Annotated in this window: 9 protein-coding genes; 4 read left to right on the top strand and 5 right to left on the bottom strand. The window is 60.7% G+C overall.

Annotation, left to right across the window (positions count from 1 at the left end; all coding sequences use genetic code 11):
- Positions 1-6: 6 nt before the first annotated feature.
- Together ACA044_RS25105 and ACA044_RS25100 are read right to left on the bottom strand one after the other, a co-directional pair.
- The gene (locus tag ACA044_RS25105; protein ID WP_497443760.1) at positions 7-3,120 is read right to left on the bottom strand and encodes a multidrug efflux RND transporter permease subunit; all 3,114 of its coding nucleotides are present in this window, start codon (positions 3,118-3,120) and stop codon (positions 7-9) included.
- Entirely contained in the window at positions 3,117-4,277 is a 1,161-nt protein-coding gene (locus ACA044_RS25100) for an efflux RND transporter periplasmic adaptor subunit (protein ID WP_497443759.1), read from the bottom strand. The genes ACA044_RS25105 and ACA044_RS25100 overlap by 4 nt, the downstream gene beginning before the upstream one ends.
- 1,106 nt (positions 4,278-5,383) lie before the next feature.
- Here ACA044_RS25100 and ACA044_RS25095 point away from each other — a divergent pair.
- Together ACA044_RS25095 and ACA044_RS25090 are read left to right on the top strand one after the other, a co-directional pair.
- Positions 5,384-5,752, top strand: a complete 369-nt coding sequence (locus ACA044_RS25095) for a DUF6124 family protein (protein WP_497443758.1) — start codon at positions 5,384-5,386, stop codon at positions 5,750-5,752.
- A gap of 366 nt (positions 5,753-6,118) precedes the next feature.
- Positions 6,119-6,376 (top strand): hypothetical protein, encoded by a 258-nt coding sequence (locus ACA044_RS25090; protein ID WP_007905458.1) that lies wholly within the window; start codon positions 6,119-6,121, stop codon positions 6,374-6,376.
- Between the two features lie 115 nt (positions 6,377-6,491).
- On the opposite strand, the gene ACA044_RS25085 is transcribed toward ACA044_RS25090, so the two are convergent.
- The 3 genes from ACA044_RS25085 to norR all read right to left on the bottom strand — a co-directional run bounded on the left by ACA044_RS25085 (position 6,492) and on the right by norR (position 9,722).
- Entirely contained in the window at positions 6,492-6,950 is a 459-nt protein-coding gene (locus tag ACA044_RS25085; RefSeq protein WP_497443757.1) for a GNAT family N-acetyltransferase, read from the bottom strand.
- 27 nt (positions 6,951-6,977) lie between these two features.
- Positions 6,978-7,880: a chemotaxis protein CheV gene (locus tag ACA044_RS25080; RefSeq protein ID WP_497443756.1), complete on the bottom strand. Its 903-nt coding sequence runs from the start codon at positions 7,878-7,880 to the stop codon at positions 6,978-6,980.
- Positions 7,881-8,168: 288 nt separating this feature from the next.
- Complete coding sequence (gene norR, locus ACA044_RS25075; RefSeq protein WP_497443755.1) at positions 8,169-9,722, bottom strand: nitric oxide reductase transcriptional regulator NorR; 1,554 nt, start codon at positions 9,720-9,722, stop codon at positions 8,169-8,171.
- A gap of 148 nt (positions 9,723-9,870) precedes the next feature.
- Between norR and hmpA the strand changes: the two genes are divergently transcribed.
- Positions 9,871-11,052, top strand: a complete 1,182-nt coding sequence (gene hmpA / locus ACA044_RS25070; RefSeq protein WP_497443754.1) for an NO-inducible flavohemoprotein — start codon at positions 9,871-9,873, stop codon at positions 11,050-11,052.
- Between the two features lie 288 nt (positions 11,053-11,340).
- On the top strand, positions 11,341-11,850 hold the full coding sequence (locus tag ACA044_RS25065; protein WP_497443753.1) for a disulfide bond formation protein B: 510 nt from the start codon (positions 11,341-11,343) through the stop codon (positions 11,848-11,850).
- The last annotated feature ends 260 nt before the right edge of the window (positions 11,851-12,110 follow it).

Here is a 12,110-nt window from a genome sequence, read left to right as displayed (position 1 = left end):
CCCGCCTCAGTCTGTGGTCGCCAGCGCCGGCAGTGGTGCTGGCGCTGGTGGGAGAGTGTGTCGATGGAAAAGCCGCTCAAGCATCAAGTATATGACCGGCGTGGTGAACAACGTCAGCGCCTGGCTGACCAGCAAGCCGCCGACCACCGCAATCCCCAGCGGCTGGCGCAATTCGGCACCGGTGCCGTAGCCGAGCATCAGCGGCAGGGCGCCGAGCAGGGCGGCGAGGGTGGTCATGATGATTGGCCGGAACCGCGTCATACACGCCTCATAGATCGCCTCTTCCGGCGGCAGGCCACGGTTGCGTTGGGCGTCCAGCGCGAAGTCGATCATCAGGATGCCGTTCTTCTTGACGATGCCGATCAGCAGCACCAGCCCGATCAGCGCCATGATCGAAAAGTCCTGGCCGCAGATCCACAGCATGATCACCGCCCCGAGCCCCGCCGAGGGCAGGGTCGAGATGATCGTCAGCGGGTGCACGAAGCTTTCGTACAGAACGCCAAGAATGATGTACACCGCCACCAGCGCCGCCAGAATCAGCCACGGCTGGCTGGCCAGCGAACTCTGGAACGCCTGGGCCGCGCCCTGGAAATTACCGCTGATGGCCGTCGGCATGCCAATGTCGGTCTTGGCCTGATTGAGCATGATCACCGCATCGCCCAACGCGACGCCGGGTGCCAGGTTGAACGACAGGTTGGCCGCCGGGAACATCCCGTCGTGAGCGATGGACAACGGGCCGATGGTCGGCGCATCGAATTTCGCCAGGGCCGACAGCGGCACCATTTCCCCGCTCAGCGGCGAGCGCAGGTAGAAATAGTTGAGGCTTTCGGCCTTGCCGCGCTGCTTGGTGTCCAGCTCCAGAATCACGTTGTACTGGTTGGTCTGGGTCTGGAATTCGTTGATCTGCCGCTGGCCGAAGGCGTCGTACAGCGCTTCGTCGACATCGCTGGCGGTCAGGCCGAAACGCGCCGCGGCGCTACGGTCGATGCTGATGTGGGTGATGCTGCCGCCCAGTTGCAGGTCGTTGGAAATGTCACGGAATGACGGGTTGCTGCGCAGTTTTTCCGTCAGGCGCTGGGTCCAGGTGCTCAGGAGTGCACCGTCGTTGCTTTTGAGTACGTATTGGTACTGGGCGCGGCTCGGGCCGGAACTGAGGTTGATGTCTTGCCCGGCGCGCAAGTACAGCACGATGCCTGGGACTTTCATCAGCTGAGGGCGAATCCGGTCGATGAACTGGCTGGCGGACACGTCACGGTCGCCACGTTTTTTCAGAGAGATCCAGAAGCGGCCGTTGGCGATGGTCTGGTTGCTGCCCGAAACGCCGACCGAGTGGGAGAACGTCTCGACGGCGGGATCGGCCGCGACAATTTCGGCCATCGCCAGGTGTTTTTTCACCATGTCGCGGTAGGAAATGTCTGCCGCCGCTTCGGTGGTGCCGAGGACGAAACCGGTGTCCTGTACCGGGAAGAAGCCCTTCGGAATGAAAATGTACCCGGCGACCGCCAGGCCGAGGGACAGGCCGAACACACCGATCATCAATTTCTGATGGGCGAGGGCGCGGCGCAGGCCTTTTTCGTACAGCGCCAGCAAGCGCTCGCCGAAACCCGGTTTGCTGTGGGCGTGATGCACCGGTGCGCGCATGAACAACGCCGCCAGGGTCGGCGCCAGCGTCAGGGACACCACCACGGAAATCATGATGGTCGAGGTGGCGGTCAGGGCGAACTCCTTGAACAGTCGCCCGACCACGCCGTCCATGAACAGCAGCGGAATGAACGCCGCCACCAGCGAGAAGCTGATGGACACCACGGTAAAACCGATCTCGCCGGCGCCCTTGATCGCCGCCTCGCGCATGCCGTCGCCGGCCTCCAGATGGCGGTGAATGTTTTCCACCACCACAATCGCATCGTCCACCACAAACCCGACGGACACCACGATCGCCACCAGAGTCAAGTTATTCAGGCTGAAGCCCATGATGTACATCAGGGCGAAACTGGCGATCAACGACACACCGAGCACCGCCGTCACGATCAGGGTCGCCGACAACTGCCGCAGGAACAGCGCCATCACCGCCACCACCAGCAGGATCGCGATCAGCAGGGTGACTTCCACTTCATGCAACGAGGCGCGGATGGTTTGGGTACGGTCGATCAACACCTTGACCTGCACCGAGGCCGGCAACATGGCCGCCAGCGTCGGCAGGGCCGCTTGAATACGGTCGACGGTCTCGACGATGTTGGCCCCCGGTTGCCGGAAAATCACCAGGTTCACCCCCGGCTGACCATCAGCCCAGGCCTGTACGTAGGCGTCTTCCGAACCGTTGACGACTTTGGCCACGTCCTTGAGATGAACCGGTGCACCGTCCTTGTAGGAAACGATAAGTTGGCTGTATTCCTCGGGATGAAATAGTTGGTCGTTGGTGGACAAGGTCGAAATGCTCGACTCGCCGTACAACGCACCTTTGGCCAGGTTGAGGCTGGTCTGCTGGATCGCCAGGCGAATGTCCGCCAGGGTCAGGCCGATAGCCGCGAGTTTGTCCGCCGATGCCTGAACGCGGATCGCTGGACGTTGCTGACCGGTGATGTTGATTTGGCCTACGCCGTCGATCTGACTGATCTGACGGGCGAGCAAGGTTTCCACCAGGTCACTGACTTCGGTGCCGGGCATTTGCGGCGAGTTGATGCTGAGGATCAGCACCGGGCTGTCGGCCGGGTTGACCTTCCTCCATGTCGGCAGGTTCGGCATGTCTTTGGGCAGTTTGCCGGCGGCGGTGTTGATCGCGGCCTGAACTTCTTGGGCGGCGGTGTCGATGCTTTTGTCGAGGGTGAATTGCAGGGTCAAAATGGTCGAGCCCAGGGCGCTGCTCGAGGTCATCTGGGTGACGCCGGGGATGGCGCTGAATTGCACTTCCAGCGGTGTGGCCACCGACGAAGCCATGGTCTCCGGGTTGGCGCCGGGCAGTTGCGCGGCCACCTGGATAGTCGGGAATTCCGCTTCCGGCAATGGCGCAATCGGCAGCCGCGGAAAGGCGATCACCCCCAGCAGCACCAAGGCAAAGGTCAGCAGGACCGTCGCCACCGGATGATCGATGCACCACGCGGAAATCGAACCGTGGCCCTTCATGGTTTCGGCTCCGATTGCACGACTTGCGGTGGTTCAGTCAGCACCTGAACCGTGGTGCCGGGCTTGAGCCGCGATTGGCCATCGCTGACCAGCACATCGCCCGGTTTCACGCCTTTGATGATGTCCTGGCCACTGCCTTGATAAACCATCTGTACCTGAACGACTTCAACCTTGTCGCCGCTGACCCGGTAGACGAAATGTTGATCGAGCCCGCGTTGTACGACGGCGGGTGGCACCACCAGCGCATTTTTATCCAGCGCTGTCTGAATTTTTACCGTTACCAGCAGGCCCGGCCAGAGTTTCTGCCCGGGGTTGGCGAATTCGGCCTTGGCGCGGATGGTTCCAGTATTGGCGTTGATCTGGTTGTCGATCAGGGTCAGATGACCTTCGCCCAGCAGGTTGCCGGTTTCGCCGTCGGTGTCGGCGCCGATGTAAGCCTTGACCGGCGTGTGCTGTGGATCGTTGATCAGGCCCTGCAGGGTTGGCAGCATTTGCTGCGGCAAGGAAAACTCCACGGCGATCGGGTCTATCTGGGTCACTGTGAACAAGCCTTGGGTGTCGGTCATGCGCAGGAAGTTGCCTTCGTCCACCGTGCGAATACCGACGCGACCGGTGACCGGAGAGCGAATCTGTGTGTAGGAAAGCTGCACCAGAGCGGCGTCGATAGAGGCCTGGTTGCCTTGGGCAGAGGCTTTGAGTTGATTGACCAGGGCTTGTTGCTGGTCGTAGGTCTGCTTGGACACGCCGTCGTCGACGCTCAGCAGTTTGTAGCGCTTGAGGTTGACCTGGGCCACTTGCAGTTGCGCCTGGCTTTCACCGAGTTGGGCGCGGGCCAGGTCGAGGCTGGCGCGGATCGAGCGGTCGTCGATGGTGGCCAGCAGGTCGCCTTTGTTTACCAGCTGGCCTTCCTTGACCAGCAGTTTGGTGAGGATGCCGTCGATCTGTGGGCGCACGACCACGCTGTGCAGGGACAGCACCGAGCCGATGCCGCTGACGTAGCGGGGCACGTCTTTTTCAGCGACGCTGACCACTCGCACGGGGATGGCAGTGGGGGCGGTCAGTTTGGTAGTGGCGGGTTTGGTGGCGTACCACACGCCCAGCACTGCCAGGGCGATCAGAAGGGCGGCGAACAGGGCGGTTTTTTTCTGAATTCGCATGCGAGTGGGGCGCCGGGCTGAGTGGTCGGAGTTTTGTCAGGTTTATACCTTCCTTTATAAACCTGTTCGCCCGTCAGGAGAGTGACTGGTAACTGACGGCTTTGTCAGTTTGGGCTGGAATCTTGTTTTCTTGGCGGCCTTATAGCCGACCAGGTTCTTGTTGATTGAGTACATATCCATTTCTGCGGTAACGGCTACTTATGGTTTCGCCCTTACGGCGACTCCCTTTTTTACAAGCGCCTAAAAAAGGAAGCAAAAAACGCTCGCCCCAAACGTACGGCCCCTCGCTAAGGCTCGGCGTTCCTTCGCTCCGGTATCCATCTGGGGGCATCGCCCTACGGTCTGCTTCGCGACGACCTACATGCGATGGATTCGACTGCGTCGAACGGCGCTGCGCGCCAATCCCCAGATGAACACCTGCGCTCAGCCTCCCGAAGGGGCGGGTAGATCAAGATCAAAAGCGGCAGGCGAGCTAACGCTCGGCCTGTTGAGTGGTGAGGGGCGGGTGTACATCGCTCCACTGTGGGAGCGGGCTTGCTCGCGAAGGCGGCCTGACAGCCGACCAATCTATCGCGGGTGTACACAACTCCACGTAGGAGCTGCCGAAGGCTGCGATCTTTTGATGTTGATTTTCAAGATCAAAAGATCGCAGCCTCGTTTCACTCGACAGCTCCTACAGTCATCAGTGTCAGACGAGAATTTGGTGTCAGACGTGGGATTGATCGTTCCCACGCTCCCGCGTGGGAATGCCGCCAGGGACGCTCCGCGTTCGGCTTTTGAATGTTTAATGGATGTGTCAAAACATGGAACTTTCCCACGCATTTTTCAGGTTGTCGGTCGGACGCGGGCTCTCTAGTCTTTGGCGGTCGCTGCAAATTCAGCGACCGGGCGTGAGATCCCCGGCAACTAGTATGCATCTAGCGCCAATACCACCATAATTGGCGCCAGCTTATCCGCTGCCTGTAAATGCGTTATGGCAGCTGTGTGCGGGCAGACTTCGGTCTGGCCGGTTGCCTGCTCCGGTGGATCTCACTCTGCACATAGCTGCCACCTCCTCGTCGCTTGAGATCCGGCGAGTGGTGGCACCCATTTCAGCAGGAGTTTGTATGGATAAGTTAATCCCCGACCCACCTTTCAACACCACCACCCCCAACGCCGAAGCTTCGCGCGCCGAAGAATTACTCAAAGACCGCGAAGCGATAAAACGCGCCCTCGACTACTACCTCGATCCCCCGGCGCAATACACCGACAAACCCCGTCGCCCCAGCACCATGTTCATGGTCGCCCCGGACGTCGATACCGAAAGCCTGCTGGCCCACGCTTACGAATCGTTGGCGTCAGCGAGTGTTCTGACCAGCGATTTCGCCAAAGACCTGATCGGCCCGCAACGCCACACGGCGTTGGCGATCCAGCAGGTCATCATGTTGGCGGAGCTGGCAGTGAATCGGGCGTTGGATAACGTCGATCCGGCGTAGACCACGTTATCGTTCATCGCGAGCAGGCTCGCTCCCACAGAATTTGTGTCGTACGCAGATTTTGTATATGACCGCTCCACTTGTGGGAGCGGGCTTGCCCGCGATGACGGCGGCACATCCAACATCCCTGTGACTGACACACCGCTATCGCGGGCAAGCCTCGCTCCCACAGGGATTATCGTTGTTCACGGATTCGGTGCACGACACAATGCACCTGTAGGAGCGAGGCTTGCCCGCGAAAGCGGTTGGTCAGTCAACACAAAACCCGATTGACCAGCTGCAGCTTGCGGCCCGCGAGACAGGTATACTGCCGCCTTTCGCGGCTCGCCTACCGGGCCCGACTCTTGAGCATCACCCGGAGCTTTCATGACTTCCCCGACACAACCGCCGGTTGCCGACGCTTTGAGCGACGACCAGGCAGACCTGCCAGACAGCGTCGACTCCAGCGCAGACAGCGAAACCAAAGCGGCGATCCCGGCGTTCAAGTTTCCGTTCAAACCGGGCGAACTGGCCGCGGCGAAGAATGCCAGTCAGCCTTGGTACAAGAACGGCGCCAAGAATGGCCACACCAAGACCCCGGGTGCAGCGCCTCCTGGCACCCGTCGTTCGATGGGTAAGCGCTGAGTTTTTACCTTTGCGGTGCCTGATCTGGCGTCTTCGCGAGCAAGCCCGCTCCCACATTTGATCAGCGTACGACGCCGTCTAATGTGTGTGCGGGCTTGCTCGCGAAAGCGGTGTGTCAGACAGGCACGGGCTCCCTGCGGACCACATACATCCCGGCCCTTTCATACAAGCGCTGCGCCCGAAGGTTGTTTTCCAGCACCTTCAAATCCACAAAGCCTTCGCGGCGCTGCTCAAACACCTTGAAAGCATGCAGCAGCAGTGTGCGACCAAGGCCCAGGCCTTGAGCGCGCGGATGCACCACCAGGTTCTTGATGTAGGCACTGGTCCAGCACTGGGCGACGCCGACGACTCCTTCGGCATCCAGGGCGATAAAGCACAGGGACGGATCGCATTCAGGATCGGTTTCGAAACGCTGTTGCCAGACCTCCAGTGCCGACACGCGGCCGCCGCCTTCCCGATAGCCCAGTTCCATCAAGTGATGAACGGCTTGGGCGAGTTCAGGCCGGTACTCGTTCAACTCAATGCCATTGGGCCAAGTGAAAGGCGGCACATCCTCAGCGAGGTTGCGCCGCATCAGCCAGCAAAACGCCTCGGCCAAAACTCAGTGACCTTGTTCGGCGACGGCCTTGGCCGCCTCGATCAGGCACTTGGTCAGTTCTGGCGAGGAGAATTTGGTCAGCACTCCGTTGGCCCCGGCCAGTCGAGCCTTCTCGCTGTTCATCGCGCTGTCCAGCGACGTGTGCAGGAGCACATAGAGGTGCGAGAAGTCCGGCGTTTCCCGCAATGTGCGGGTGAAGGCGTAGCCATCCATCTCCGACATTTCGATGTCCGAGACGATCAGGTTGATCTGCTGGGCGGTGCCTTGCAGGTCCAGCAGGCAGTCGATGGCTTCTTTGGCGCTACGGGCGGTGTGGCATTGCAGGCCGAGGTTGCGCAGGGTGTGCACTGATTGTTGCAGGGCGACCTGGCTGTCATCGACCACCAGAATCCGCGCGTTGCCCAGTACTTCGGCGTCTTCCATGCTCAGTTCGGTCGGGGCCGTTTCGATCTGCGCCGGAGCGATGCCGTGAATGACCTTTTCGATGTCCAGCACCTGCACCAGGGTGCCGTCGACCGAGGTCACGCCGGTGATGTACGAGCGCACGCCGCCGGAACCGAAGGGGGGTGGACGGATGTCGGTAGTCAGGCAGTGGACGATTTTACTCACCGCCTGAACGTGCAGGCCCTGCTTGGAGCGGCTGATGTCGGTGACGATCAGGCAGCCACCGTTCGGGTCTTCCAGCGGTCGTTCGCCGATGGCGCGGCTCAGGTCGATCACCGACAACGATGCGCCGCGCAGGGTGGCGATACCTTTGACGTGAGGGTGCGACTCCGGCAGCTTGGTCAGCGGCGGGCAGGGGATGATTTCGCTGACTTTCAGCAGGTTGATCGCCATCAGCTTGCCGCTGCGCAAGGTAAACAGCAGAAGCGAAAGTGAGTCTGCGCGGGCTTTATTGGAAGACATAAAAACCTTCTGTGGAAAAAGGTGATGGGCGATTACGAGCATCGCCAACAGCTATCGATGCCGGGTTATCGACTTGTTGGGGGCAGGCTTTAGGGGAAATGCCCATTGCCAGCCAAACGGTTAACCCTGTGGCGAGGGAGCTTGCCTGTGGTGAGGGGGCTTGCCCCCGTTGGAGTGCGAAGCACTCCCGCTTTCCAGAGTACAACCTCGTCGCTGGTTTCACGACCGCTTCGCGGCCGAACGGGGGCAAGCCCCCTCGCCACAGAAATCCTAACCATGATGTCGGGGTTACTTCATACCCAACCGCTTGGCCATCCGACCCAGATTCGCCCGATCCAGACCCAGCTCCCGCGCCGCACTGGCCCAGTTGTTCTGGTGCCGTTCCAGGCACGCGCTGATCAGTTGGCGCTGATAATGCTCGGTGGCCTCACGCAAATCCCCTGAAACCAACGCCGCCGGCGCGGTAACCACTGGCTCCGGCGGCGCGCGCTCAACACTGCCATTGGGCAAGTCCAGATCCGCCGCGCTCAAACTGAGAATCTTCGGCCGTTGCTGGCAGTTACCCAGCGCCTTCAGCGCGCTGCGGCCAATCAAATGCTCCAGCTCCCGCACGTTCCCCGGCCAACCATACGCCAACAATGCCGCTTGGGCATCACTGGTCAGGCGCAAGCTGTTGAGGCCCATGCGTGAGCGGTTTTGCTCCAGGAAGTAGCCGCTGAGCAGCAGCACATCACGACCGCGATCCCGCAGTGCAGGCACCAGCAGCGGGTAAACACTCAGGCGATGATAGACGTCGGCACGGTAGCGGCCACTGCGTACTTCTTCGGCCAGGTCGCGGTTGGTCGCTGCGATCAATCGCACGTCGACTTGATGCTCCTTGTCCGACCCCAAGCGCTGCAAGTGCCCGCTCTGCAGCACCCTCAGCAATTTGGCTTGCACCGTCAGTGACAGTTCGCCGACTTCATCGAGGAATAACGTGCCGCCATTGGCCAGTTCGAATTTGCCGCGCCGATCATTCGTCGCACCGGTGAAGGCGCCGCGCACATGGCCAAACAGTTCGCTCTCCACGAGCGTGTCCGGCAGGGCGGCGCAATTGAGGCTGATGATCGGTTTGTCGGCCCGTGGGGATGCCGCGTGGATGGCTTGGGCCACCAGCTCTTTGCCAACCCCGGTTTCGCCGGTGATCAGTACGGTCAGGTCGCTGCCGCCCACCAGGTCGATCTCTTCCACCAGTCGTTTGTAAGTCTTGCTCTGGCCGATCATTTCGCGGTTCTGCTGGCCGCTGGCTTGACGGTAAACCTCGGCGCGCTGATGTTCGTCTTCGGCTCGATTGGCCAGCCGCTCGATGCGCTCGGCGGCGTTGACCGTGGCGGCGGCGAGGCTGGCAAAGGCTTGCAGGGCGTCCAGTTCGATCGGTTCGAAGCGTTCAGGGTCGAGCGCGTCGAGGGTCAGCAAACCCCACGGCCGCTCGTCGATAAACAGCGGGCAGCCCATGCAGTCGTGCACTTCCAGGTGATCGTGCAGACCATCGACCAGGCCATCATAAGGGTCGGGCAAATCGCTGTCGGCGGCGAAGCGAGTCGGCCCGGGGCTGCTGAGCAGCGCTTCGAAGCGCGGGTGTTCGCTGACCTTGAAACGTCGACCGAGAGTGTCGGTGCTCAACCCGTCCACGGCCAGCGGCACCAGCCATTCGCCATCGAGTCGCAGCAGGGCCGCGGCGTCGCAAGGGAGCAGGGCGCGCATGGCTTCGAGCAGGCGTCGGTAGCGCTCGCCTTCGGGCAATTCGCGGGACAGGTCGGAGACCAGGGGCAGCAGGGTGGTGAGCAGCAATTTTGCAGTCATAATGACTCCGTGTAGTCGGTAAGACTATAAAGCGGTATGTGTCGATATGACTACTGTGTTTTTAACTGATTGATTTATAAGGTTTTAAATGTTGGCATGGAAGCTGATAGGTAAAGGGTAATCCATATAAAGCTCTGGAGTTGCTCTTATGCTTAGTGTTCAAGACCGTGCCATCGTCAAATCCACTGTGCCGCTGCTGGAAAGCGGTGGCGAAGCGTTGATCACTCACTTCTACCGCATGATGCTCTCCGAGTACCCAGAGGTCCGCCCGCTGTTCAACCAGGCCCACCAGGCCAGCGGCGATCAGCCCCGCGCCCTGGCCAACGGTGTCTTGATGTATGCGCGGCACATCGACCAGCTCGATCAGTTGGGCGACCTGGTGGCCAAGATCATCAACAAGCACGTGGCCCTGCAAATCCTCCCGGAACATTACCCGATCGTGGGTAGCTGCCTGTTGCGGGCGATCTCTGAAGTGCTGGGCGAAGAGATTGCCACGCCTGAAGTGATGAGTGCCTGGGGCGCGGCCTACGGTCAATTGGCCGAAATCCTGATCGGCGCCGAAGCCAGCATCTACGACCAGAAGGCGCAGGCGCCGGGCGGCTGGCGTGGTGCCCGGGAGTTCATCGTGGCGGCCAAGGTCGAGGAGAGTGCGGAAATCACCTCGTTCTACTTCGAACCGGCGGACAAGGGCCCGATTCTCGCGGCAGAGCCTGGCCAGTACATCGGTATGAAACTGATCCTCGACGGCGAAGAAATCCGGCGTAACTATTCGCTGTCGGCGCTGACCAACAAGGATCAGTACCGCATCAGCGTCAAGCGCGAAACCGGCGGCCGTGCTTCCAACCATTTGCACGATCAACTGCATGTCGGCGCGAGCATCATGCTGTTCCCGCCAGCGGGCGAGTTCATCCTGACCGCCAGCGACAAACCGCTGGTGCTGATCAGTGGCGGCGTGGGCATTACCCCGACGCTGGCGATGCTCGAAGCGGCGCTGGCGACCGAGCGGCCGGTGCACTTTATCCACTGCGCGCGCAACGGCAGTGTTCATGCTTTCCGCGACTGGATCGATGGCCTGGCCGAGCGTCATCCGCAGCTCAAGCGTTTCTATTGCTACGCCGAAGACGATGGCGTCAGCCCGGCGGCGGACAAGGTTGGCCTGTTAAGCCAGGAGCAACTCGGCGAGTGGTTGCCGGCGCAGCGCGATGTGGATGCGTACTTCCTGGGGCCAAAAGGGTTTATGGCGGCGGTCAAGCGTCACCTCAAGGCGTTGGGTGTGCCGGAGAAGCAAAGCCGTTATGAGTTCTTTGGGCCGGCGTCGGTTTTGGAATAAACGGTTGCGGCGGCTCGGGGGACCGAGTCGCCTTCTTCGCGGGCAAGCCTCGCTCCTACAGGTTTTGTGTCAGCCCGCAATCACGCGAACAACGCAAAACCTGTAGGAGCGAGGCTTGCCCGCGAAAGCTTCACCACGGTCCCGATTCCTGAAAAACCCTTGAGAATTAATCCGTTCTTAACCGGTTTGTCGTTTATTCCTCCCATCTCCGCCGGCCAGTTCAAGGCTCTCAAAGGTCAGGGACAGCGTGTAGACTTGCGGGCAATTGATATTTGGAAGGGAAACGCGATGAGCGAGGAAACGATGCGGTTGGGACGTGAACGGCGCTATCTGGTGTTGCTGGGCATTATCTGCCTGGCGCTGATCGGTGGCGCGCTGTACATGCAAGTGGCCCTGGGCGAGGCACCGTGCCCGCTGTGTATCCTGCAGCGCTACGCGTTGTTGCTGGTCGCGCTGTTCGCGTTTATCGGCGCGGCAATGCGCACCCGTCGCAGCATCACGCTGTTCGAAGCGTTGGTGGTGATCTGCGCCATCGCAGGCGCTGGAGTGGCCGGGCATCACGTCTATACCCAGTTCTATCCTGCGGTCAGTTGCGGCATCGATGTGCTGCAACCGATTGTCGACGGCCTGCCGCTGGCGAAGATCTTCCCGCTGGGCTTTCAGGTCGACGGTTTCTGCTCCACACCGTACCCGCCAATCCTCGGTTTGTCCCTGGCACAGTGGGCGCTGCTGGCGTTCGTGCTGATCGTGGTGTTGGTGCCGCTGCTCACTTCGCGTAATCGCAAAGCACTGCGCTGAGGCTGTTCGCCGTACCGTTGCCTGAAACAAAAAAACGCTCCGGTCCTCGTTGAGAGGCCGGGGCGTTTTGCGTGTTCAGAGGTCAGGTAAAAGGACGGTGATGCGCGGCAACGAAGGGTGCGACACGTGTGCGACATGTTGTCACAGCTTGAGTGTCGCAGGGCATTTTCAGACGCTGAATCGGTGCATTGCCATGCACCAAAAACGAGCCTTGGAGCCGCTGCCGGTTTTAGCGCTCCATCAGCCGAAACAGGCAGTTT

It is taken from the genome of Pseudomonas sp. LBUM1673, assembly GCF_059695645.1.
This window is presented reverse-complemented; position numbering and strand designations above follow the sequence as displayed.

Coding starts and splice junctions, on each gene's coding strand:
- ACA044_RS25105 (WP_497443760.1), bottom strand. CDS start 3,120: ATGAAGGGCCACGGTTCGATTTCCGCGTGGTGCATCGATCATCCGGTG.
- ACA044_RS25100 (WP_497443759.1), bottom strand. CDS start 4,277: ATGCGAATTCAGAAAAAAACCGCCCTGTTCGCCGCCCTTCTGATCGCC.
- ACA044_RS25095 (WP_497443758.1), top strand. CDS start 5,384: ATGGATAAGTTAATCCCCGACCCACCTTTCAACACCACCACCCCCAAC.
- ACA044_RS25090 (WP_007905458.1), top strand. CDS start 6,119: ATGACTTCCCCGACACAACCGCCGGTTGCCGACGCTTTGAGCGACGAC.
- ACA044_RS25085 (WP_497443757.1), bottom strand. CDS start 6,950: ATGCGGCGCAACCTCGCTGAGGATGTGCCGCCTTTCACTTGGCCCAAT.
- ACA044_RS25080 (WP_497443756.1), bottom strand. CDS start 7,880: ATGTCTTCCAATAAAGCCCGCGCAGACTCACTTTCGCTTCTGCTGTTT.
- norR (WP_497443755.1), bottom strand. CDS start 9,722: ATGACTGCAAAATTGCTGCTCACCACCCTGCTGCCCCTGGTCTCCGAC.
- hmpA (WP_497443754.1), top strand. CDS start 9,871: ATGCTTAGTGTTCAAGACCGTGCCATCGTCAAATCCACTGTGCCGCTG.
- ACA044_RS25065 (WP_497443753.1), top strand. CDS start 11,341: ATGAGCGAGGAAACGATGCGGTTGGGACGTGAACGGCGCTATCTGGTG.